The organism is Paenibacillus sp. J22P165 (assembly GCF_059692015.1).
Map to the genome: position 1 here is coordinate 527,109 of NZ_JCAUAP010000007.1, position 24,886 is coordinate 551,994.

The window sequence follows — 24,886 nt, forward strand, 5'->3', positions numbered from 1 at the left end:
CTCCATTCGGTCTTGTATACCTCTACTTTAGCACACAAAATAAAAAGACACACGATGGCTGCGTTAGCTGCCATCTTGCTACGCAGCCTCAACCCGTGTGCCTACCGTCAATTGCGGAACTGACGATTAAACTCATATACCCCTTCGGTGTCGTCCGTTTGACGATAGGGCCGAACGTCTTCTAGCTTCACGAGCACAACGTCAGCACCAATTTTTACGATATGCTTCCAAGGAATGATGACATCGGTCCCTGTTCCAAACAGTCCAAAAAATCGACTCTGATTGGGAACAACGATGGATTCAATGCGTCCTTGGCGGAGGTCAAGCTCCAAATCACTGATTTGACCAAGCTTTTTACCATCGACAATGTTTATTACGTCCTTCGTTTGGAAATCAGATATTTTCATGAGGCCTATCACCACATATCTCATTAGAATTTGTACTGATTTTTTATTAGTATATGTGTCTTATGGGCAAAATGTCCTGTAATATGAAAAAAGACCTTCACGGCTTGTCTACCAAGGCCGTTCCAGTCTTTGTTAATTACTTTTAGGATTTTACATGTTTCTGCATCTGACAAATCGCTGATTTCTCCAGCCGGGACACCTGTGCTTGAGAAATACCAATCTCATCCGCCACTTCCATCTGTGTCTTACCTTCGAAGAATCGCATGGAAAGGATCATCTTCTCTCTGGCATTTAACTTATGCATCGCTTCACGCAAAGCAATACCTTCGATCCAAGACATATCCTTATTCCGCTCATCACTGATTTGATCCATCACATAAATGGGATCGCCCCCATCATGGTAGATCGGCTCAAATAAGGAAACGGGATCTTGAATCGCATCAAGCGCGAACACAACGTCTTCTTTCGGTACATTCAAAGCTTCAGAGATTTCATAAATAGATGGCTCGCGTGAGTTTTGATTGGTTAGACTGTCTCTAACTTGTAATGCTTTGTAAGCAATATCTCTCAAGGAACGAGAAACGCGAATCGGGTTATTATCTCGTAAGTAGCGGCGTATCTCACCTATAATCATCGGAACAGCATAGGTCGAGAATTTGACATTTTGACTTAAATCAAAGTTATCAATGGCTTTCATCAAACCAATACAGCCAACTTGGAAGAGATCGTCCACATACTCTCCACGATTGTTGAACCGTTGAATCACACTTAGTACCAACCTTAAGTTGCCATTGACCAATTTCTCTCTTGCTGTTCGTTCTTGCTTAGTTTGCAGGTCAGTGAACAACTCACGCATCTCTGCATTGGTCAGCACAGGCAGTTTGGCGGTGTCAACTCCACATATCTCAACTTTATTTCGGGTCACCGTGATTACCTCCCAAGGAGAAACATTACTGTTAATTATCCCCGTGAGCGGTCGATTTATTCCTGCCCTATCCCCTGCTCAGCCACTTGACAAAAGGGTACCGACTCGCTCCCTCCCGTGACTGCTGAACAATTTCGACATTTACCGCCAAAAAAAATTTTCAGACCATCTTGTTAAACTCTTTGCGAAGCCTCTTAATAATGCGTTTTTCCAATCTAGAGATATAAGATTGCGAAATACCGAGTAGATCTGCAACGTCTTTCTGAGTCTTTTCTTCCCCATCCTGCAACCCGAAGCGCAGCTCCATAATTATTCGCTCACGTTCACTTAGCTTATCAAGTGCTTTATGCAACAGCTTCCGATCCACTTGTTCTTCAATGTTACGATAAATCGTATCATTCTCGGTACCAAGCACATCTGACAGCAGCAGTTCATTGCCATCCCAATCAATATTCAGGGGTTCGTCAAATGAAACTTCTGTTCGAATTTTGCTATTCCGGCGCAAGTACATCAGAATTTCATTCTCAATACAACGAGACGCGTACGTAGCCAGTTTAATTTTCTTCTCGGGATCGAATGTATTGACGGCTTTGATTAAACCAATAGCGCCTATCGAAACCAGATCTTCGATGTTAATCCCTGTGTTTTCAAATTTCCTCGCTATATAGACAACCAATCTCAGGTTACGCTCAATCAACATAGCACGAATAGCCGCGTCCCCGGATGGTAACTTTTCCAATAAGTATTCTTCTTCTTCTCGCGTAAGCGGTGGTGGTAAGGCTTCACTACCACCTATGTAATAGATTTCCTCACCTTTGAGTCCTAGCATCATCAAAATACGATAGTACGTTAGCTGAAATAGCAGTTTCCACTTCAAGAACATGTTAGTTTCCTCCTAAGAGTTTTGCCATGGCAAAACTTTCATCGTAAGCTAAGCTGCGTTTTCCATTGGAAAACTGACTTTGTAAAAATGAACTGTGTTTTGCCGTTGAAGCTCTCTAGGGTCATTGAATGTTGGTGCATTAACCAGCTTGAATCAAAGCAGGGTGGATAATGGCTTGATAGGTACCATCGCTGCACAGCTTTCCTCCATCGAGCCCAATAAGCACCTTCGTCGCCTCCAATTGCGAATCATTATGAATGATCACCACCTTATCAGGTTTAATAGCCAGCATGAATTGGGTATTTCGATTAACGCCACGGTAAGGTACGAGTCGCAACCGATCCTGCCAGATAAACTCCTCTACACCTAGACCGCTAATAATCTGATCTACATCGGATGAGCGTATTCTTTGCAACCATTGCTCAGGCAGCACATCTCCCCATTCTGAAACCTCCATGACCATAACAGGAGTACGCGTTAGTGGGTCGTACAGTTGGTTACCGGTATCGATTAAGCCTTTACACGTAGCCCGGAAATCACCAATATGAATGGTGACCTCTGCCAAGTAAGTCGTCATAACCTCACGTTGCTTACTACTTTGGAACACCGTTCGAAACCACCATACAAGCGGAAGTAATAAAAGAATCACAAACAGGATGCTGCCTATTTGAAATTGAAAGACGGCCACGCCCGATTGAGTAAATAAGATTCCCTTCATCACATCGGAAGAAGAAGCGAGTACATAGTGGATGCCGAACATGCCTCCAGCAACAGCAAAGTTGATGAGCAAAAATGTCCCCATATTCCGCAATAAATTTTGTAACGAACCGTAACCAAAAGCGGTCATAATCATGCCTATACAAAACATACATTTCACAGAAAATGTAAAAAGCAAGGTTGGTACTGGTAAGAACATCATGACGACATATGATGCTCCTAATGCTGCAGAAAGTGCAATCCTCCACCATGTGAACGCTATTTTCCGCGTTTTTGCCGTCACCAATAGTAAGGCCGCATCCACCACAAAATTCAGTAGGAAGATGAGATCCGCATAGACGACCATGCCATGCTCACCTCCAAGAAGGACACTATCTAGCAATTTCCTGACGAAACTTTAAGGTTCTAAATCAGTATATTGGATTCCAAGTTCAAAGTCTGTCTAAACATGCTAGTAGGAATCTACTTTTTTTGTCAGTTGACGCGGTCTCGTCCACAAGAAAAAAGCTTATAGAACAACAAAAAACCGAAGCTTCTACATCAAGTAGGGCTTCGGTCTCTAGACAATTATTATGTTATTATTTGTCAGTATTGCGTCCGCGATTACGTAAGAAAGTCGGAATATCTAATTGATCATTAGAAGGCTGAGCACCAAATGGTTTGAGATTATTCAAACGATTATCAGGAGCTGCCGGCTCAGGTTGTCCAGGTGCCACAGGACGTTTGATAGACTGATGAATTGGCGCTGCTTTATGCTCGAAACCAGTTGCGATAACCGTAACTAGAATCTCGTCTTTCAGCTTTTCATCAATTACAGCACCAAAGATCATATTAACCTCAATGTCAGAAGCAGATGCTACGATATCAGCAGCCTCATTCACTTCGTACAAGCTAAGGTTCATGCCGCCTGTAATGTTCATCAAAACACCACGTGCGCCTTCGATTGAAGTTTCTAGCAATGGACTTGAGATCGCTTTTTTCGCTGCTTCTGCTGCACGATTCTCACCTGTCGCAACACCGATCCCCATAAGGGCGGAACCACGTTCAGTCATAATCGTTTTGACATCGGCAAAGTCCAAATTGATAAGTCCCGGTACAGCGATCAAATCTGAAATTCCTTGAACACCTTGACGAAGTACATTATCCGCCTCGCGGAATGCTTCCAGCATTGGCGTCTTTTTGTCAACGATCTCAAGTAGACGGTCGTTCGGGATAATAATAAGCGTATCTACTTTCTCTTTCAACGCTGCAATCCCTTGCTCCGCTTGTAAAGAACGCTTGCGTCCTTCGAAAGTAAACGGTCGTGTTACAACACCAACCGTAAGTGCGCCAACCTCTTTTGCAATTTCCGCAATAACCGGTGCAGCGCCAGTACCAGTACCGCCGCCCATTCCCGCTGTTACGAAAACCATATCTGCGCCGCGAAGTGTATTCAGAATCGTCTCCCTTGACTCTTCTGCTGCTTTCTTCCCGACTTCAGGATTCGCACCTGCACCCAAACCGCGGGTTAATTTATCGCCAATTTGCAATTTATGTACGGACTTGGCCAAGTGAAGCGCCTGCGCATCCGTATTAACGGTAATAAACTCAACACCTTTAACACCGTTTTCAATCATGCGATTTACTGCATTGCTACCGCCGCCACCAACACCGATGACTTTAATTTGAGCCAATTGGTCTAAATCCATATCAAATTCAAACATATGAGCCATATCCCCCTAACTTAACGTTCACTAAATGAATTCACTGAAGAAATTTTTAACTCGTTCTACCAAACCAGGCTTTTGACTATCGGAGGATTTTTTGGTAGTCTTGGTCACCAGTTTTTTGGTTGAACCTGAGTTACGATTCTTCATGTATTTGGAGACGAATTGAATAATACCAACACCACTTGTGTAGGAAGGATCACGTACCCCAATGAAATCAGGCACTGCAATACGAACCGATGTAGCCAGCTCGGATTGTGCAATCGCCAGCATGCCTGGCATACAAACCGTGCCGCCAGTGAGTACATAGCCACCTGCAAGATTACCATATCCCAAACGATGAACTTCGGCGCGAATTAATTGGAAAATCTCTTCGACACGAGGTTCAACGATATTAGCAAGGTCAACTTGAGAAAACTCTTTTTCAACATTGCTGCCCATTCTCGTCACTTTAAACACTTGATCAGGCGCGGCATCATCAACGGATGCACAGCCATACTTTAGCTTGATCTTCTCAGCAATTTCTAACTGTGTATGCAAACCGATTGAAATATCATTGCTGACAAATTCCCCACCAATTTGAATCGTTGACGTTGCAACTAAATTACCTTCGTCAAAGACAGCAATTGTTGTAGCTCCAGCTCCGATATCCACTAATACAGTTCCCACAGCCTTCTCATCTTTGGAAAGTGCCAAATTACCAGATGCGAGCGACATTAAAATAAGCCCTGCAACCTTCAGTTCGGATTTTTCCACAACTCGGATTAAATTATGTATGCCCGTCTTCGCGCCAGTGATAATCGTCGCTTCTACTTCCAGACGAACTCCGATCATACCGCGTGGATCATTAATGCCTTCTTGTCCATCAACCAAATATTGCTTAGGTACAACTCCAACTATTTCACGTTCGGGAGGTAATGCGATGACCCTTGCCGCTTGAATGACACGATCAATATCTTCTTCTCCGATTTCGCGGTCTTCGTTTGAGACTGCAACAACGCCGTGACTCGATTGAAGAGAAATATGATTTCCTGAAATTCCAACGTAAACCTCGGAAATTTGTATACCGACCATTCGTTCTGCATGATCAATCGCACTGCGAATGGAATACACAGTTTGATCGATATCAACGATTGCGCCTTTACGAATACCCTCTGACTCGGCAGATCCCACTCCTATTATATTAATGGTTCCGTTAACAACTTCCCCAATAATAGCTCGAACTTTGGATGTACCGATGTCTAAACTAACAATGATATCATTGTTGCTCAAGCCCCTGGCACCTCCTGTAACTTAGGTAAAATTGCAAAATCTTCACAAATACTTTTATACGTATTCCACACAACCGCCATATTCCCTCTTTTTTCTACATTTTTTTTGCATTTAAAAACCAGCATTAATTTCTCATCCAATTGTTGTGAAATGCAAGTGATCTTGTCTAGTAAGCATAAGAAAAAATAGAGTAAGCAGATAGAGCCTATTTAACCATAAAACTAATTTTAACATTTTTTTCAGAGATTGAGTAGTCTCTACTGCGATTTTTTGTAAGAAAACCCGCGCAGTTACAGTTGTTATGGTTTTGGCGTTGGCTTCGGTGTCGTCTTGGTATCTGTTTTGGAATCTGTCTTGCCGTCCCCAGTAGTTGCGAAAGGTGAGTGGTACTCAGCTTCGAGCATCGTAATGATCCCATTTGTAATATGATCCTCTACTAAACTAGCCACATAACCTGGTAAATTATCAATTTTGTCTGGTAAATAGGCAATCGTTGTATGGACTTCGAATTGGGAGCGTGTGTAAATCTTAATCTTATCCGGGTAAGATTCTGAAGGATCTGGCTTAATTTCAGATACATCGGATAAGGCACTCTGCGGAATCTCTCCAAGCACTTTACAAAGCGCCGCTTTATTCGGATCATCATCCGCCCAACCTGTTAGGATTGGCATATCGAGTGGTACACCGCTTCCAGCAGGCAATGTAATGACACTGCCATCAGCAAGCACGGCTTGCTTCTTCCCATCAGGAGTAATCTGAAATGCTACTTTAGGAAACTCTTCAACTTGAATGTGAATCACGCCAGGAAATGCTTTCTTCACGGAGGCCTTCTTGATCATAGGCACTTTAGAAACTCGTTGGCCTATTGTTCCTGAGCTCACTGCGAAGAACCGGTCGCCAATAGCAACTTGGCTAGCTTGTCCAATTACGTCAGACCCTAATAAGACATTTCCCTCTACTTCAATACGACTAATGCGGCTAAGTGAGGATTGAAAGAATAAAATAATCAAGACAGTCAGGAAGAAAATGATTAAAAATGTGAGCAGTTTCCGATTCGTACGTGTACGCGGCTTAGGTACCGGCAGCGTTGGTACTTTGTTATCTTCGGACAAGAGGGGCACCACCTAGTTATATGAATGACGACGTAATGGAAAATCGTGAATCCCCTCCTGCTAACAGGAAGGGATACGCGATTGGACACAAGATATTACTCACTTGGAACCGGCGCTTGTCGAAGCACAGAAGCCCCAAGTCTGACTAGCATATGTTCAATCCTATCATAACCTCTATCAATGTGATGAATTTGTTCAACGATCGTTGTGCCATGCGCAGCTAGACCGGCGATAACAAGAGCAGCACCAGCCCGTAAATCAGTGGCTTCAACCGTTGCCCCATATAACCTTGGAACACCACGGATGAAGGCTGAACTCATATCTACGCGAATATCCGCACCCATTCGGGACAGTTCATCCACGTGCTTAAATCTACCTTCAAATATCGTTTCTTTCATCACACTTAGTCCATCTGCTAGAGATAACAGCACCATGACCTGTGATTGTAAATCCGTTGGGAAAGAAGGATGCGGTGAAGTCACGATACGTTCAACTGCCTTAGGCCTTGCCTTGCAGCTTACATGTATTATATCACCGTCAGCAATGATTTGAACACCTGCACGCTTAAGCACATGGATGACCGAGGTCAAATGAGCAGGATTTACTCTTTCTAGGGTAATGTTCCCTCTGGTTGCCGCTGCAGCGACTAGAAAGGTACCTGCAACAATTCGATCAGGAATAATCCGATACGTGCAAGGCGAAAGCGTAGTAACACCGCGAATGGTGATCGTATCCGATCCAGCACCGATAATGTCAGCACCCATCGCATTCAAAAAATTCTGTAAATCTTGAATCTCTGGCTCGCGCGCAGCATTATAAATCGTTGTTGTGCCTTCCGCTCTCACGGCGGCCATCATAATATTCTCGGTCGCCCCAACACTTGGGAAGTCCAAAAAGATTTCATTACCTAAGAGGGTTTCTGCCGTACAAACGATTCGATTGGAAAATTCTTCAATTTCAGCTCCAAGAGCTTGCAAACCTTTGAGGTGCAAATCGATTTTACGTTCGCCGATCGCACAGCCACCAGGTTGATATACAGTGACACTGCCGAATCTAGCGAGTAGCGGACCCATGAGAAAGATGGAAGAGCGCATCTGCCCCATCAATTCTTCGGGGATGTGGGAGGAATGAACTGTGGACGTTGTAATGGTAACCGTATCTCCTTGCTGCTCAGCTCGACAACCAAGTGAGCGTAGAATACGCAGCATGGTGTCGATATCGAGCAGATTAGGAACATTGTGTAAAGTATGCGTGCCACTAGCGAGTAAGCACGCAGCTAATATGGGTAATGCGGCGTTTTTAGCGCCGTGTATCTGGATGGCTCCCGTAAGGGGTCTTCCACCTTCGATAACGAGCTTCTCCAAAATTCCACCTCCGATTTACCTCTCACCCATTACCAGAACCTCAGGTATCAGCTTAATCCCGTATACTTGCTCTACGATCTGCTGTACCTCACCGATAAGCGTGAGAACGTCCTCGGCTGTAGCTTCTCCTGTGTTAACAATGAAATTGGCGTGAAGCATGGAGATCTCTGCTCCACCGACACGTTTGCCTTTGAGGCCTGCTTCTTCGATGAGTTTGGCTGCGAAGCCCCCTTCGGGGTTGCGAAACACGCTTCCTGCGCAAGCCAATTGCAGTGGTTGCGTGCGTAGACGTCGATCTCGGTAAGCAGCCATTGCACCTGCAATTTCGTTGCGGTCTCCTACCTGTAATTCAAAGACAGCTTCGGTTACAATGCCAGGCAATGTGTGCAGAATAGAATGTCGATAAGCATATTGTAAATCTTCTGCCTGCATGACGACCAATTCCCCTGTGTCCAGGATGACTTCAGCCTGCTTGAGTATGCGTGACACATCGGACCCGTGAGCCCCTGCATTCATGTAGACGGCGCCTCCCACTGAACCGGGGATCCCTGAAGCAAACTCCAGACCGGTTAAACCTTCTCTGGCTGCGAGTACAGACAATTTAATGAACGAATAGGAACCTCCAGCGTAAACCATCGCTCCGTCAAAGCGTAGAGTATCCAACGCCTGACCTAGTTTAATTACAACGCCACGAATTCCTTTATCTCGAACTAGCAAATTGGAGCCCCGCCCAATTATTGTCCAAGGTTCGCCACGCTCATGAAGAAACTTGATGGCAGCAGCAACCTGCTCTTTGGAATGGGGAATAATCAAGCAATCAGCCGGACCGCCGATTTTCCAAGTGGTATAAGGAGCCAGTCGTTCATTCGTTCTTATCTCGCCAATATTTGATGCCTTTAAGTCGGCTATTAACTTCTGCATGGGAAAACCTCCTTCACAGAACATAGGGCGAAATGTATGATCTTCAACTAGGAATTCCAACATTTCATTCATAAGGAGCTTTACGAAGTTGGCCGGTCTTCGATCTTGCTCACTTAGGAAGCCTTAGGTGTCTGTCACGGTTATAGTGTAGTTTATGTAAAATCGGATAGAGTGTGACAATCGCCTATACGCTTTAACAAATTCAAAACGATTTGCTGTGCGCTTCAATCAGTTTCACGATGGTTGCAACGGCATCACTCTCATTGCGTGATTGCATTGCTGCTTTATAAGTCTCACGGTTCTTGTAAAGCTCCTCTACATGCGAGGCAAGTCCGTCGGCAGTTAAACCCTCCTCTTGAATCACATCGGCATATCCTGCCTTCTGGAAGGATGCGGCATTCAAAATTTGATCACCACGACTTGCCTGACGGGAAAGCGGTATTAAGAGCATCGGCTTCTCCAAGCCCAGAAATTCAAAGATTGAAGTTGCCCCAGCACGGGAAATGACAAGGTCTGTCATCGCTAACACATCTGGGAGTTCCTCATTCAAATACTCAAATTGCTTATAACCACGGGTCGTAAGCAGCTCCGCAGCTACATTCCCTTTGCCGCACAGATGCACAATTTGGAATTGTTGGAGCAAACGACCTAAGTTAGCGCGTACAGCCTGATTCAGTACCTGCGAGCCTAAGCTTCCACCCATGACAAGGATCACGGGCTTCTGTGTATGGAAATCACATAACTGAAGTGCTCGCGATGCTTTACCACTGCTGATATGTTCACGGATCGGCAAGCCAGTAAGAACAGACTTTCCGCCCTTAATATGCGAAAGGGATTCTGGAAACGTTACACAGACCTTCGTTGCAAATGGAATTGAAATTTTATTCGCCAATCCTGGCGTCATATCGGATTCATGAATAATGACAGGAATATTGTTCATACGACTCCCAAGAACGACGGGAACGGAAACGAACCCGCCTTTTGAGAAGACAATGGCGGGCTTCAAGCGTTTGAGCAACCGATAGGATTCATAAACACCTTTTATGACTTTGAAAGGGTCTTTCATGTTTTTGAGATCAAAATACCGACGCAATTTCCCTGATGAGATTGGATAAAAAGGAACCCCTTCTCGATCTATGATGTCTTTTTCAATACCTGTAGCAGAACCGATGTACTCCACATTCCAACCTAACTGCTTCAGCTTATGCATCAGCGCTAAGTTAGGGGTTACATGCCCAGCGGAGCCTCCTCCGGTAAATACGATCGTCTTCATTCCCCTGTCACCTCGAATAGCGGGATATATTAAGCAGGATACCGACAGATGTCAGCATGAGTGTCAATGAAGACCCCCCTGCACTTATGAAAGGCAGTGTAATTCCTGTTACTGGAAACATGCCAATAACAACACCGATGTTAATAATGACTTGAACGGCAATCATGCCGATAATTCCTACTGCAATTAAGCTGGCAAATGTATCCGGTGCTGTAATAGCTGCACGCATTCCCCGCCATACTAAGATGGTGAAGAGCAACAGGACTAAGCTACCGCCAATAAAACCAAGTTCTTCTCCGATAATAGAAAAAATAAAATCAGTTTGCGGTTCTGGTAAGTAACTATACTTCTGCCGGCTCATGCCAAGTCCAAGGCCCACAAGCCCCCCTGGTCCTATCGCATACAGGGATTGAATAGATTGATAGCCAGCGCCTAGTGGATCCTGCCAAGGGTCAAGAAAGGCTGTGATCCGTTTCAGTCGATACGGAGCGGCGATGACTAGCCCAACAAAACCCGCAACCCCTATCATACCTAGATAAGAGAGATGAAGCAATCTTGCACCAGCTGTGTAGATAATTAATAGGGAAGCACCGACAAGGACAACCCCAGTCCCTAAATCAGGCTGAAGCATGATGAGACCGAATGCTAATCCCATAATACCTAGCGGCGGCATTAACCCTTTGGTTAATGTCGTTATTTTGGATTGATTTTCGGACAACATTTTAGAAAGAAAGAGAATCATCCCAATTTTCATAAATTCAGATGGTTGAATCCCGAATGCACCAATCCCTAACCAGCTTCTGGCACCACCACGTATGACCCCGATACCGGGAATCAATACAATAACGAGCATGCCAAAACAAATGATCAGTGCCAATTTGGCAAAACGTTTCCATACCAAATAATCAACATTCATGGTGAAGAACATCGCGACTATTCCTAGAACGGCGAAGATGAGTTGTCTTTTTAAATAATAAAAAGAATCACCAAACTCACGAAATGCAAGTACACTGCTTGCGCTGTAGACCATAATAACGCCGATTGTCAAAAGCAGCAAGGTTGGAATAATAATCCAAATGTCAGGAGCGGAGCGTGCTTTACCCATTACAGACACCTCTTTGTCAGTTGTGGGCTCCCTACGAAAGGCAGGATAACAGACAACGGTCCGTCATCGAAACTAGTCCCTTCGTGTGGATAAGCCCTACTTAAAGGTTATGCACGGACTCCTTAAACATGCGTCCCCTGTCCTCATAGGATGGAAACATATCCCAACTCGCACAAGCAGGAGAGAGAAGAACGATGTCTCCTTGCTCACTCATTTGCCAGGCAAGCTGAACGGCTTGAGAAACCGCGTCCGCTGCATCCTTAGCAGTATCGACGGTTTGAACCTTACTAATCCCTGCCAATTCGGCAATATGCATGATTTTCTCTCTTGTTTGACCTAAAGTGACAAGACCTTTGATACGCTCACGGAAGATAGGCAGTAATTCCATATAATCCGACCCACGATCTAACCCGCCTGCTATTAATACGATAGGTTGTTCAAAAGCCTCGATAGACACAATGGAAGCTGCCGCATTCGTTGCTTTCGAGTTATTGTAGAACGTAACTCCATCCAGCTCTCTAACGAGCTCTAGACGGTGCTCAACGCCGCGGAAACTTCTAAGCACACTAGCAATGGCCGCTAGATCAACACCAGCTGAAATAGCCGCTGCAGCGGCTGCTAACGCATTCGCCACATTAAAGCTGCCCGGTATGCCCATTTCGGAAGCCGGCATGATGGTTTGAATGCCTGCCTGACCGTTCGCATAGACGAGGCAATCCGTATCTGCATCCAAATAGACGCCGGTTGCCAACTTTTCGTTCATAGAGAAATGGAACTGCTTCGCCTTCAGGCTAGGCATCAGACGTCGGCAGACTTCGTCATCCCAATTTAGAATCGCCGTATCACTCTCAGTTTGATTATCGAATATTTTGGCCTTAGAAGCTATGTAGTCATCCATGGAGCCATGGTAATCCAAATGCGTCTCAAACACATTTAACAGTAACGCGATTGTTGGACGGAACGATGTTGTCCCCTTCAGTTGAAAGCTGCTTAATTCCACAACCATCCAATTCTCCGCGGTCACTTCTGGTGCGGCCTCCGTCAAGGCGCGGCCAATATTCCCTGCAACAACCGGCTTCAATCCCGCTGCATCCAACATTAAACCAATTAACGTAGTTGTTGTTGTTTTGCCATTCGATCCTGTGATTCCAATAATCGGAGCTTCACAGAATTGATAAGCAACCTCTACCTCCGTCACAACCTCAATCCCCATCGCTTCCGCCTTCCGAATTGGATCAACGGAATAAGGTATTCCAGGGTTTTTCACAACGAGCGCAACCCCATCATGCACAAGGGACTCCGGATGAAACCCACATACAACAGAAATACCCAGAGCCTCCAGTTCGTCGGCTTCAGGGCATGCACTTCGGTCCTTTTTGTCATTGACTGTGACGATTGCTCCCTTTTGATGAAAAAGCTTAGCTGCAGCGACACCGCTGCGAGCCAAGCCAAGTACAACCACTTCAAGTCCACGATAATCCCGCGGATGCTTCATGTTCTACAACACCTCATTCATATATAATCCGAGCACAGCAAGTACGAGACCCACAACCCAGAACGTAATAACTACTCGCCACTCGGACCAACCAACCAATTCAAAGTGATGATGAATCGGACTCATTTTGAATACACGTTTCTTTCTTGTTTTGAACGATACGACTTGGATTACCACGGATAGGATCTCGATCAAAAATACACCGCCAATAATCGCAAGCAGTAGTTCTGCTTTCGTTAAAATCGCTACTGCGACAAGTCCGCCACCGATTCCTAGTGAACCCGTGTCTCCCATGAACACCTTAGCTGGGTGAGCATTGAAAACAAGAAATCCAAGTACGGCACCAACCATTGCTGCTGAGAAAATGGCTGCTTCTGGCTGTGTATTGTTCATAGCAATAACCGTATAGGCACCAAATGCAATTGCACTTGTCCCTGCTAACAAGCCGTCCAAGCCGTCTGTGAAATTAACCGCATTCGAAGCTCCTAGCATTAGGATTGCCATAAGTGGGAAATACAACCAACCTGCATTCATATGATAAGAAACAAATGGAATATAAATATCAGTACTGTGTCCTTGCATAATAAGTAAATAACAGACAATGGCAGAAATCAATAATTGACCGAAAAGCTTCTGTTTTGCCGTAAGTCCCAGAGAGCGTTTGAAAATAATTTTGATATAGTCATCTAAGAATCCAACTAGACCGTACCCCAGCGAGGCAATTAAAAGGATTAGCAAATCTATATTTCTGTCCGCAAACCGAAGCGTAGCCAAGGAAAGCGCAAGCAAAATGATGACGCCGCCCATTGTTGGCGTACCTTGTTTTTTGAGATGTCCTTGCGGGCCATCCTCACGGATTTGTTGCCCAAATTTCATTCGTCTTAAAATAGGTATACATAATGGCCCCATGATTAGCGCGAGCACAAATGCCACACCCATTGTTAATAATACTGCGTTTTCCACGTTGGTTCCCCCTGCTCATTTCCGTCACTCTATTTCCTATTGGTTAAATCTATCACACTTAGTCAGCTAATAAGCTTTGGACAACCTGCTCAAGCCGCATCCCGCGTGAGCCCTTCACGAGCACGAGATCCTCGGCGCGAGCGAGCGCTGCAAGCTCCTCCGCGAGCTGCGCCTTGTCGTCGTAGGCGCGTACGTGCGCCGCCGGGAACTGATTTGACGCTTCATCTGCGATGAAGCGGCCGAGACGACCGAACGTGTAGACGTAGTCTACACGTTCCGGGGACAACATCGCGCCAATGCCGCGATGGAACTGCTCTTCGTGCTCGCCAAGCTCCAGCATGTCGCCGAGCACGAGGAACTTCCGACCGAAGCCGCTCAGCTGCTCGGTCAAGGCAATCGCCGCCCGCATGGAGGCGGGGCTGGCATTGTACGCATCGTTAAGCACGGTCAGCCCAGAGGCTGCCGTTAGCTTCTCGATGCGCATGCTTGTCATCTGCAGCGCGCGAAGCCCCGCTGCAACCGCACTTGGCGTGACGCCGAAGGTCTCACCGATGGCGATAGCCGCTAGCGCATTCACTACGTTATGCGTACCGAGCAACGGAATGAACAATTCTGGGTAACCCGGTGAATTGATGGTGAAGTATGCCCCTTCCGCATCCATACGGATATCCGTCGGGTAGCGATCATTACTTTGCTCCTGACCGAAGCGTATACGGCGCAAGCCTGATGGCAGATCAAGTTCGCCCAGTGCTTGTTCAATCAATGGCTCATCGCCATTATAAATAATCAAGCTATCCTGTGGCATGCCTGTCACAATTTCAGCCTTGGCGCGCGCAATCTCGTCTCGTGAGCCTAGTTGCAGCATATGCGATTCGCCAATCATTGTAATAATGGCAGCTTCTGGCTCAGCCAGTTCTGACAACAGTGCAATTTCCCCACGTCCACTCATTCCCATTTCTACGACAGCAAATTGCGTCGATTCTTCAAGAAGTAGAAGTGTTAGGGGTAATCCAATATGATTATTCAGGTTGCCCTTTGTTTTATGAACGTTATAAGTACTGCCCAGCACGGCCGCTACCAAATCTTTGGTCGTCGTTTTTCCGTTGCTTCCCGTAATCCCGATGATGCGCACAGAAAGCTCTTTGCGGTAGGCTTTGGCCAAGTCCTGCAGGGCCGTAAGCGTATCCTCGACCAGGATAAAGGGAATGCCAGCTGGCACCACACCGTGATCCGCTTGCCAAAGAATAGCCGCAGCTCCTTTTTGATAAGCATCTCCTACATAATCATGGCCATCGAAATTTTCTCCGATAAGCGGGATAAACAGACTGCCAGACTGAATGGAACGCGTATCTGTTGAAACACCTGTTATCGCAATCTCACCATGATCACCGGGCACTTCGCTGCAGAGCATCGTTGCAATTTGACTTAATGTACGCTGAATCATTGTGTTCTCTCCCTTATCGCAGCCTTAGCCACCAAACGATCGTCGAAATCATGCTTAACGCCCATGATATCCTGATACGTTTCGTGGCCTTTTCCCGCTATCAATATTACATCTTTAGGGCCTGCCCCTTCAATAGCCTTTTGTATCGCTTTTTTGCGATCTGCCAGTAACGTATATTGATTCTCTGGGTAATGGATACCTTTTAAACCTGGTACAATATCCGCAAGAATCGCTTCAGGATCTTCTGTACGTGGATTATCTGACGTCACATATATATAGTCACTATACTTGGCAACGACTTCTCCCATGATAGGACGCTTCGTTCTGTCTCGATCACCGCCACACCCAAAAACGGTAATTATCCTGCCTTCAGCAAACTCACGTACCGTAGAGAGCGCATTCTCTAAACCGTCTGGTGTGTGTGCGTAATCAACTAGAACCAAGAAATCCTGGCCCTCATTCACAACTTCCATCCGGCCTTCTACAAATGCAATTCCTTCTAGACTTTCACGAATGGCTTCCAGTTCGAATCCCTCGGCTAACGCAGTTGCTATAGCTCCCAGCGCATTATACACATTAAATTTCCCTACTAATTGCATGCGTAAGAATGCATCACCAGCAAAGGATTTCAAATCGAATTCAGTTCCTTTTGCTGAAATACGAATGTTCGTAGCCCGTACATCACATTCCTTTTCAATGCCGTATGTAATGACTTGTGCAGCAGTTAATTTGTGTAACATTTGCGATGCATCATCATCAACATTGAGAATGGCGTATTGCCTTGCATCTGGATCAGCGAAAAAACCATTCCCTAGTCTTCCAAATAACAATCCTTTGGCCGCAGCGTACGCTTCCATTGTTTTGTGTTCATTCAAATGGTCTTGCGTTAGATTCGTAAAAATGCTCGAACGGAAATGGACCCCTTTCACCCTTCCCATATCTAAGCCGTTTGACGTAACCTCCATCACACAGTATTGCACGCCTTGATCGACCATATTTCGCAGTATACGCTGAAGCTCAATGGATTCCTGTGTATTCGTTGCTTTATTTACAATATAGTTATCACCAATTTTGATATGGATATTGCCCATTAGTCCTGTTACATAGCCTTGATCCGCGATGATTTTCTCAAGTATATACGTGGACGTTGTCTTCCCATTCGTTCCTGTAATACCGATAATTTTGATCTCTTTGCTCGGATACCCGAAAAAGTGGGCAGAAAGAGCTGCCATCGCATAACGGGCATCTTTTACAACAAGCTGCGGGACAGCAACGTCCAATACGCGTTCCGTTACAAGCGCAGAAGCCCCTAGCGCAATCGCTTTAGGGGCGTAGTCGTGACCGTCTAGTAGTAATCCGGGAATACAGAAAAACAAATCCCCAGGCTTTATTTTACGAGAGTCTGCCTCAATTCCCGTAATCTCCGTATTTTTATCGCCATGTATATGGGTAATGAGCAGTGCGGAAGCAAGCTCCTGCAGTTTCATAAGCAACCCTCTCTTCCTTGAATTCCCTATCTATTATGGACAATTTTATGCGTGTAGAAAAGCCAAACATGTCTTCTTCGCAAATCTTTTTTTATTTCTATCAGAATCCCTACTTCTCAGGATCCACATCGGATAAGAATATACGAATCGTTGAGCCTTGATCTACTCTTGAACCTGCTTTAGGCGCTTGAGAGATGACGTACTTGCCATTCCCTGACTTAGCTAGCTTAAAATTCATGTTCAGGTCTTCTAATATATCATCAACTGACGCTCCAACCAAGTCCGGAACTTCAACAACTGGAATTTCTCCATAACGATACTCTTTGTCAAGTTGATTTTTGTCAGGTTCTACCTTCATATAGCGTAAAGCGTCTGCCATAATATCCCTTACTAAAGGTGCTGCAATCAGACCCCCGAATTGAATCCCTTTCGGATCATCCACTGCCGCATAAACAACAATTTTGGGATTATCCGCTGGCGCAAAGCCAATGAATGATACGATATGCTCATCTGGCGAGTAACGTCCGTTGATAACTTTCTGCGCTGTTCCTGTTTTCCCGCCAACACGATAGCCATCAATAAATGCATTGCGACCCGTCCCTTTCGCTACAACGCTCTCCAGCGCTTCACGAACTTGTCGAGACGTATCCTCAGAGATGACATTGCGTACTAGCTCTGGCTCTACGACATCGACCACTTCTCCCGTATCTGGATTGGAAAAGGATTTGGCCACATAAGGTTTAAACAACTTGCCGCCATTGATCGCAGCTGAAACAGCTGTAATTTGTTGTATCGGTGTTACGGAAACCCCTTGACCGAAAGCCGTCGTTGCCAACTCAACAGGACCTACCTGGGACGGTTTGAACATAATTCCGTTCTCTTCTCCGCCGAGATCAATCCCTGTCTTTTTACCAAAACCAAACCGGGAAATATAATCAAACAATTTCTCTTTCCCTAAACGTTGTCCCATCACGACGAAACCCGGATTACATGAGTTCTGAACAACCTGCAGCATCGTTTCACTGCCATGTCCGCCACGTTTCCAACAACGCAACCTAGCGCCCCCAACTTCAATGGCACCTGGATCAAAGAATTGCTCATTCTTTAGATCCACTTTCTTCTCTTCTAGCGCTGCGGCAAGGGTAATAATTTTGAAAGTAGAACCAGGCTCGTACGTTTTCCAAATAGGTAAATTTCGATTATACGTTTCTGCTGGTGACTCCATATATTTGCTAGGATCATAGGTCGGACGACTACCCATTGATAAGATTTCGCCTGTATTCGGATCCATCATGATCGCAATGACGTTTTGCGCTTGATATTGGACCATGGCTTGATCTAGCGAGCGTTCCATAACCGATTGCAAATGACTGTCGATGGTTAACTTCACATTCAGTCCATCTTTAGGCGGTGTATACACATCTGTGGTTCCTAATAATTTGCGACCTGCAGCATCTGTCATATAGGAAATACTTCCTGCTAGGCCTGTTAACTGTGAATTATATTTGGATTCTATCCCTGTTAGACCTTTATCTATCCCCGCAAATCCAAGGATATGCGCTGCAAGAGATCCATAGGGATAATAGCGCTTATTATCTTCTGCTACAACGATACCTGGCAATTCCAACTTTCTAACCTCTTGCGCTTTTTCAATCGAAATTTTACGACCAGAAGGTCTTATATTGTTTTGCGAGGTTTTTTTAGTTATTTGTTTGAAAATATCTTCTTCATTGCCTTCCAGCACTTGTGCTAGCTTTGCTGCCGTGCTACGGGGATCTTTAATTTGTACGGGAATGGCAATAATCGTGGGTGTACTCATGCTATACGTCAAGGTCAACCCGTTGCGGTCTTGAATTTCACCCCGTTTAGGCGCAAAAGCGATCTCTCTCCGCCAGCTTTCCTCCGCCTTTATCGCGAGTTCTTGTCCAATCCAAAGTTGAACATAGGCCAAACGAATGATAAGTGCTGTAAAGATAACAGTTCCAATGATTAACGCCGTAAATAATCTGCGACGAACGGTAACGTTAGAAGCCCGCATGAACGTTCAGTCTCCCTTCCCACTATTGTCATGTTCATTCCTAACATGACTATTCGGGACAACCAGGGGTTAGAACAAGCTGTTCACGATCACGGCTTATTTGTCGTCGCTCTTTGTGTTTCTGTTTTGGCATTCGGTGATGGTGAAGGTGCAGGTGAACCTGCAGGCGTTGCATTAGGTGTAGATCCTGTTCCTGCTGATTTATCCCATAGTGGCTTAAGTTGCAGGGTAACCGCTCGAGTCTCATCAGCAGCTGATTGCTCAGACACATAGCCTTCTCCAGAGGTTTGACAATCAATCTTGAAGAAGGAGCACGTCTCTACAGCATCACGCAGCGATCTGCCTACTAAATTCGGAAGAGGCATCTCCTCAACCGGCTGCATGGCAACATAGATGTGCTGTGTAGACAAAATTTGAGTACCCGCCTTCGGGAATTGATCAACCACTTTCTCCCCTTTACCAAATACTTCAAGGGACAGACCGATATCCTTGGCCGTTCCTTTGGCATTCGCCGAAGAAACATCCATTAAATTCGGTACATTCAGTCGATTCGCTTCCTTGGTTACGGTTTTCGGTTTTTTACTTGATGGCACACCCATGTACTGCAGGGACTCGCCTACGATTTCTTTGAAAGCAGGTGCTAGAACTTGTCCACCTAAATGATAGTTTCCGCCAAGATCAGGTTGATCTGCGATCAATGTAATTAAAATGCGTGGATCCTCTACAGGCGCATAGCCTACAAATGAGATAACCCATGTATCGGATGAATACGTTTTTTCACCAGGAAGTACGATGTTCGCTGTCCCTGTTTTTCCCGCTATCCGATAATCCTCCATATAAGCAAGCTTACCTGTCCCGACTTCTTGGTCCGAAACGACTTGCTCAAGATAGCCACTCACTGTCGCAGCTGTCTGAGGACTCACCACTTGTCTAATCACTTGCGGTTCAAAAGCAGTTACTACTTTGCCTGTTTTCGGATCAACAATATCCTTGACAATGTGTGGCCACATCAATTTACCGCCATTGGCGATGGCTGCGTAGGCTGCCGTTTGTTGAATGGCCGTTACCACGACTTTCCCTTGCCCATAGGTTGCTGTTGCATACTCTGATGGATATTTCATATCAATAAGGCCCGAAACTTCACCTGGCATGTCAATGTTTGTTTTCTGTTCAAAGCCGAACTTCTCAATATATTGACTAAGTTTTGTCTGAGTCAGTTTCTCAATCCCCAGCTTCACAAAGGCAACGTTACTTGACCGTTTGAGTCCCTCTAAGAACGTAATTTTTCCCCACCCGACGAGATTATGGTCATGAAGTACCCTGTCAGACACTTTAATCGCACCCGATTGATAGGTTTCCGTCGGATTGAATACCCCTTCTTCTACAGCACCTGCAAGAGTAACTAACTTAAATGTAGAGCCAGGCTCATACCTGGAAGAAATAGCGCCATTTCTAAAATCTTTCTGTGGATCATAATTCCAATATGTATTTGGATTAAAGGTTGGTGTATTGGCCATTCCTAGAATTTCCATCGTTTTGGGATCCACCGCAATGGCCGTTAGGCTTTTCGGGTGCCACTTGTCATTTACTTTAGCTAATGCACTCTCTAAGTAAAATTGAATGTTTTTATCAATGGTAAGTCTCACATTATTGCCGTCTTCAGCAGGCTTATAGTTCACTTTGGAATCGGGAAGCTCAACGCCTTTGCCATCCTTCTCGTAGCTCAGCATACCCGGAACACCCTTGAGCGTATCGTTTAACTTCAGCTCCATCCCTTGGGCTGCTTCGCCTTCTTTGTTCGTATACCCAAGGATATGAGAGGCTAAGGTTTCGCCTGGATAGTAGCGTTTCTTATCCTCTAGAATGGAAATTCCTACTAATGCTCTGGAGCCCAGCTTCAGCTTCGTTTGAAGATCAGTGATAAGCACACGGACTTGATCCGCTTTCTCTTTATCAATCTTCCAGCCTTCGTTCCTCACTTCTACATTTGCAGCGAAGTCTGTACCATCGAGATTTTTTTTCGTTGCTCTTTCGCGAATCTTATTTACTAACTCGGCACGCTTCGCCTCGGATTCCTTCAAAATATCGGCTAACCCTTGGGTTACATCCTCAGCAATGTGTAACGCATCGATTACCTTTGGATTTAGAGCGATCGTATAGGCAGTCGCTTCTACGGCAAGCACCTTATCATTACGATCCAATATGGAGCCGCGAACCGGCGCTAACACCTTATCCGTTTCCCATCTCTTCTCGGCTTTCTCTAGCAACCAAGAGGCTTCTACCACTTGAATCCAATAGACTTTAACCATGAGGACAACAAAAAGAAGGGTAAAAAACCCTCCAATTAGCAACGAACGCAACTTAATTTTTTTAGTCATATGAGTACCTGCCTGTTACGGTTTAGAAGCTGATTTCGTATTTTTGCCACTCGTCGAAGCCGTTGTTGAACTAGTTTTCGATTTCGTAGTTGTCGTTGATTGCGCAACGGCATTACCTTGCTTCTCCTCTTGTAAATTAAACCCGAGGCGAACAGCTTCCTCTTTTAAACGATCAGGACTTTGTAGTTTCTCTACCTCTTGCTTAAGGGCGCTGTTCTGCGCCTGAATTTCACGAATCTCACCTTGCATTTTGAGAATATTCGCATTCATCTGATAGATGGCCGCAAATCGCCAAATGATGACACCGGCAACAATAACACAAAGGACGACCGTGAATAAATAAAGCATTTTTTCTTGTGCAGGCAATGAGGAATTGCGATAAACAACTTTGGTTGTTTCTTTTATCTTTACACGCTGTTGCGGGTTCGGTTTGCGTTTAGGATCAAGTGCCAAATTGCCTTGGATATATGATGACATCGCTTATTCCTCCCTTAGTTCAAAGCTTTTCTGCAATCCGCAGCTTAGCCGATCTGGCTCGCTGATTCACTTCCAGTTCATGTTCACTAGGTAAAATAGGTTTGCGAGTAACTAGTTTTAGCTCCCCAGCTTTCTCACACACACACATTGGAAAACCAGGCGGGCAGGTACATTTCTCTACATTTTTAACGAAAAACTGCTTGCAAATTCGGTCTTCTAACGAGTGGAAGGTTATCACCGCAATACGTCCTTGTGGAGCTAGACAGTTAAGCGACTGTTGCAGCGCCTCTTCAAACGCCCCTAGCTCATCATTTACGGCGATTCGCAACGCTTGGAAGCTTCGTTTCGCTGGGTGACCACCAGTCCGTCTAGCGGCCGCTGGGATCCCCTCTTTGATCAACTCAACTAGTTCCCCAGTCGTTTCGATCGGTTTCTTCGCTCGCGCTTCCACAATCACACCTGCAATACGTCTTGAGAACTTCTCTTCGCCATATTCAAATAGAATTCGTGCAATTTGTTCAGCTGGCCACTCATTCACGATCGTTTTGGCCGTTAAGGATGTGTCACGATCCATTCTCATGTCCAGTTCAGCATCCTGGTTGTAGCTAAAACCACGATCACCATCATCCAATTGTGGGGAGGACACGCCTAGATCGAACAAAATGCCATCCACCTGCGGCTTTCCATCCCGCATTGCTTTGGGAACTCCTCGTAAGACTAATTCAATGTCTCTAAAGTTACTTTTGATAATCGCTACACGATCCAGATAAGGGGCCAGCACGGTTTGCGCGTTTGCCAGAGCGATATCATCTTGGTCAAGGGCAATCAGCAACCCATCGGGACCTAATTGGGATGCGATTAGTGAGCTATGCCCAGCGCCTCCCATTGTACAATCCACGTAAACACCATCAGGTTTTATATGTAAACCTTCTACAGATTCTTCTTTTAGTACAGTCACATGATGAAACACTTGTTGTCCTCCTAAAAGTTTTGCCTTGGCAAAACTGACTTCATAAGCCTATTCTTAAACACGATATTTCTATATTTCTATAGATCAAAATTAAAATCGACCAGCTTCTCTGCTATTTCATTGAATGATTGTTCAGACTCATTAGCATAGCTTTCCCAAACTTGCTTACTCCAAATCTCCACACGATTAGAAACACCGATCACGACACAATCTTTCTCTAACTTAGCATGGTCGACGAGATTGCTTGGAATGTTGGCTCTTCCTTGCTTATCCAGCTCACATTCTGTTGCACCAGAGAAGAAAAAACGGGTAAAGGCACGTGCATCTGACTTCATTAATGGCAATGCTTTCAGCTTCTGTTCGAGAATTAACCATTCGGATTGTGGGTAAACAAATAAACATTGATCTAATCCACGGGTGATGACAAAAGCTTCGCCAAGGGCTTCACGAAATTTAGCCGGGATAATCATTCGGCCCTTCTCGTCAATGCTATGTTGATATTCACCCATAAACATAGCATCTCGCCCCCTTTTCCTCCACTTTGTACCACTTTCCACCACATTTGAATCAATATTCGCTAAAAATAAAAGAAATCCTGCTTAGTTAGCAGGATTAATTAAATTTATTTCAATATTTAGGTCTATTCTGTGCCTTTTGTTCCTTGTTCGGTCACATCAAGTGCTTGTTCAGCTTCATTTTGTTCTTTTAGCTGCAATCGTAATTCCTTCAAATGCCTGTTGCGCTTGCGTCTGTATACCCAGACTGGGACAGCAATCAAGATTAAAAGCACCAAAACCGGTACCGCGGCAGCCAGAAATACGAGGACTCCTTGCAATACAGCGACCAATACATTCAGACTAGAGCCCCATGCCTTTTCAACACGTTCAGCTAAAGTTAGTTCATTCGGGTCAGAAAGAAGCGGCTTTTTGCCTGTTTGTTGATACATGCGCAGCTCAATCGTTGAGTACGAAACATTTTGATCCAAGTATCGCATCCTTCCTTTGATTTGCTCTATTGCCTCTTGCACCTTAGCTAACTCGTTCGAAAATGCCAGGAGATCGTCTGTCTTCGAAGCCTTCTCCATAAAACTAAGCAGTCTCGTTTCAACGAGCTGTTTGGCTGTCAAACGAGAGCTAAGATCCACGTACTCTTCCGTCACGTCTTGCCCTTGCACATTTCTTTGTAGCGCGGAGCTGATCTTCTCTAGACCGTCCAGCATGGATACAAAACCGTTCGCCGCTACTTTAATGGTGTAAGTTCCGCCCTTTTCCCCCGTATTCGCATTCTCGGAAAATTGCAGAATGTAAGCGCCGCTTAATGCGACCAGATCGCGCAGCTGAGTTTGTGCTTTCGCGTAGTCCTCAACAGGCATCACCAGATTCGCTCGATAAATGAGCTTGCGGTTAAAGCCTGCTTCTTGATCGTTCCCGCTCGCTGACATGACAACGTTGGGCGCAGCCGTCTTACCGACGGATGCTGCACCTGCCACAGGCGCTACCTTCGCATCAGCTGCAGGAGCAGCATCTTTGGCGACTGCGAGTTGATCCGTAGTCGCTGTCGACGATTTCACGCTGTTCATTTCGCTTTTTGCAGACGATGCAGACGTGTCCTGTTTACTCTCTGAGGAAGCACTACAACCAGCAAGCACCCCCACGGTCAACAGCAACAGCACGATCATCAAAGCCAAACTAGCTCTTGTCTTAGCCCCCATTTTAACAGCCCCCAATTTCCATTTTTAGGTTATCCACCCTCTAAACGGAATGTGATTGACGAATGTTGCACGGGATCCGAATGACGAAGAAAATAAAGTAGTTAACTACGTTAAGGGGCATGATGGCTGGGGTTGGGGTTGGGGTTGGGGTTGGGGTTGGGGTTGGGGTTGGGGTTGGGGTTGGGGTTGGGGTTGGGGTTGGGGTTGGGGTTGGGGTTGGGGTTGGGGTTGGGGTTGG

22 protein-coding genes are annotated in these 24,886 nt (G+C 45.4%); 1 reads left to right on the top strand and 21 read right to left on the bottom strand.

The features are described from left to right. Window positions 1-107 precede the first annotated feature (107 nt). The 21 genes from AC58QM_RS19965 to AC58QM_RS20065 all read right to left on the bottom strand — a co-directional run bounded on the left by AC58QM_RS19965 (window position 108) and on the right by AC58QM_RS20065 (window position 24,648). Window positions 108-407 (bottom strand): YlmC/YmxH family sporulation protein, encoded by a 300-nt coding sequence (locus AC58QM_RS19965; RefSeq protein ID WP_310227040.1) that lies wholly within the window; start codon window positions 405-407, stop codon window positions 108-110. Window positions 408-549: 142 nt separating this feature from the next. Beyond that, window positions 550-1,332: an RNA polymerase sporulation sigma factor SigG gene (gene sigG, locus AC58QM_RS19970; protein WP_056612640.1), complete on the bottom strand. Its 783-nt coding sequence runs from the start codon at window positions 1,330-1,332 to the stop codon at window positions 550-552. Between the two features lie 160 nt (window positions 1,333-1,492). After that, window positions 1,493-2,215, bottom strand: a complete 723-nt coding sequence (gene sigE, locus AC58QM_RS19975; protein WP_171635332.1) for an RNA polymerase sporulation sigma factor SigE — start codon at window positions 2,213-2,215, stop codon at window positions 1,493-1,495. A 139-nt stretch (window positions 2,216-2,354) separates the two neighbouring features. Then, window positions 2,355-3,278 carry a sigma-E processing peptidase SpoIIGA gene (spoIIGA, locus tag AC58QM_RS19980; RefSeq protein WP_497286592.1) on the bottom strand — a complete coding sequence of 308 codons (924 nt, stop codon included), beginning with the start codon at window positions 3,276-3,278 and terminating at the stop codon, window positions 2,355-2,357. Window positions 3,279-3,510: 232 nt separating this feature from the next. After that, the gene (gene ftsZ / locus AC58QM_RS19985; protein ID WP_497286593.1) at window positions 3,511-4,635 is read right to left on the bottom strand and encodes a cell division protein FtsZ; all 1,125 of its coding nucleotides are present in this window, start codon (window positions 4,633-4,635) and stop codon (window positions 3,511-3,513) included. Between the two features lie 30 nt (window positions 4,636-4,665). Then, window positions 4,666-5,910 (bottom strand): cell division protein FtsA, encoded by a 1,245-nt coding sequence (gene ftsA, locus AC58QM_RS19990; protein WP_497286594.1) that lies wholly within the window; start codon window positions 5,908-5,910, stop codon window positions 4,666-4,668. Window positions 5,911-6,209: 299 nt separating this feature from the next. Beyond that, complete coding sequence (locus AC58QM_RS19995; protein WP_497286595.1) at window positions 6,210-7,022, bottom strand: cell division protein FtsQ/DivIB; 813 nt, start codon at window positions 7,020-7,022, stop codon at window positions 6,210-6,212. Between the two features lie 95 nt (window positions 7,023-7,117). Then, window positions 7,118-8,386, bottom strand: a complete 1,269-nt coding sequence (murA, locus tag AC58QM_RS20000; RefSeq protein WP_497286596.1) for a UDP-N-acetylglucosamine 1-carboxyvinyltransferase — start codon at window positions 8,384-8,386, stop codon at window positions 7,118-7,120. Window positions 8,387-8,401: 15 nt separating this feature from the next. Then, on the bottom strand, window positions 8,402-9,307 hold the full coding sequence (gene murB, locus AC58QM_RS20005) for a UDP-N-acetylmuramate dehydrogenase (RefSeq protein WP_497286597.1): 906 nt from the start codon (window positions 9,305-9,307) through the stop codon (window positions 8,402-8,404). A gap of 202 nt (window positions 9,308-9,509) precedes the next feature. Further along, a complete protein-coding gene (gene murG / locus AC58QM_RS20010; protein WP_497286598.1) occupies window positions 9,510-10,580 on the bottom strand; it encodes an undecaprenyldiphospho-muramoylpentapeptide beta-N-acetylglucosaminyltransferase in 1,071 nt (356 codons plus the stop codon). 7 nt (window positions 10,581-10,587) lie between these two features. Beyond that, window positions 10,588-11,685, bottom strand: coding sequence for a stage V sporulation protein E (gene spoVE, locus AC58QM_RS20015; RefSeq protein ID WP_310227017.1), 1,098 nt, complete (start codon window positions 11,683-11,685; stop codon window positions 10,588-10,590). Between the two features lie 100 nt (window positions 11,686-11,785). Next, window positions 11,786-13,180: a UDP-N-acetylmuramoyl-L-alanine--D-glutamate ligase gene (murD, locus tag AC58QM_RS20020; protein ID WP_497286599.1), complete on the bottom strand. Its 1,395-nt coding sequence runs from the start codon at window positions 13,178-13,180 to the stop codon at window positions 11,786-11,788. Window positions 13,181-13,183: 3 nt separating this feature from the next. Then, window positions 13,184-14,119, bottom strand: a complete 936-nt coding sequence (gene mraY / locus AC58QM_RS20025; RefSeq protein ID WP_497286620.1) for a phospho-N-acetylmuramoyl-pentapeptide-transferase — start codon at window positions 14,117-14,119, stop codon at window positions 13,184-13,186. 82 nt (window positions 14,120-14,201) lie between these two features. Continuing rightward, window positions 14,202-15,587 (bottom strand): UDP-N-acetylmuramoyl-tripeptide--D-alanyl-D-alanine ligase, encoded by a 1,386-nt coding sequence (locus tag AC58QM_RS20030; protein ID WP_497286600.1) that lies wholly within the window; start codon window positions 15,585-15,587, stop codon window positions 14,202-14,204. After that, window positions 15,584-17,074, bottom strand: a complete 1,491-nt coding sequence (locus AC58QM_RS20035) for a UDP-N-acetylmuramoyl-L-alanyl-D-glutamate--2,6-diaminopimelate ligase (RefSeq protein WP_497286601.1) — start codon at window positions 17,072-17,074, stop codon at window positions 15,584-15,586. Before AC58QM_RS20035 ends, AC58QM_RS20030 begins: the two co-directional genes overlap by 4 nt. A gap of 109 nt (window positions 17,075-17,183) precedes the next feature. Then, window positions 17,184-19,112, bottom strand: coding sequence for a stage V sporulation protein D (locus AC58QM_RS20040; RefSeq protein ID WP_497286602.1), 1,929 nt, complete (start codon window positions 19,110-19,112; stop codon window positions 17,184-17,186). Between the two features lie 89 nt (window positions 19,113-19,201). Next, window positions 19,202-21,490, bottom strand: coding sequence for a penicillin-binding transpeptidase domain-containing protein (locus tag AC58QM_RS20045; RefSeq protein WP_497286603.1), 2,289 nt, complete (start codon window positions 21,488-21,490; stop codon window positions 19,202-19,204). A 15-nt stretch (window positions 21,491-21,505) separates the two neighbouring features. After that, entirely contained in the window at window positions 21,506-21,967 is a 462-nt protein-coding gene (gene ftsL2, locus AC58QM_RS20050; protein WP_497286604.1) for a cell division protein FtsL, read from the bottom strand. A gap of 19 nt (window positions 21,968-21,986) precedes the next feature. Next, window positions 21,987-22,937, bottom strand: a complete 951-nt coding sequence (gene rsmH, locus AC58QM_RS20055; RefSeq protein ID WP_497286605.1) for a 16S rRNA (cytosine(1402)-N(4))-methyltransferase RsmH — start codon at window positions 22,935-22,937, stop codon at window positions 21,987-21,989. Between the two features lie 77 nt (window positions 22,938-23,014). Further along, window positions 23,015-23,452: a division/cell wall cluster transcriptional repressor MraZ gene (gene mraZ / locus AC58QM_RS20060; RefSeq protein WP_056612672.1), complete on the bottom strand. Its 438-nt coding sequence runs from the start codon at window positions 23,450-23,452 to the stop codon at window positions 23,015-23,017. Between the two features lie 125 nt (window positions 23,453-23,577). After that, window positions 23,578-24,648, bottom strand: a complete 1,071-nt coding sequence (locus tag AC58QM_RS20065) for a DUF4349 domain-containing protein (RefSeq protein WP_497286606.1) — start codon at window positions 24,646-24,648, stop codon at window positions 23,578-23,580. Between the two features lie 55 nt (window positions 24,649-24,703). On the opposite strand from AC58QM_RS20065, the gene AC58QM_RS20070 reads away from it, so the two are divergent. Further along, the coding region (locus AC58QM_RS20070) for a hypothetical protein (RefSeq protein ID WP_497286607.1) at window positions 24,704-24,886 on the top strand (183 nt) is incomplete at its 3' end.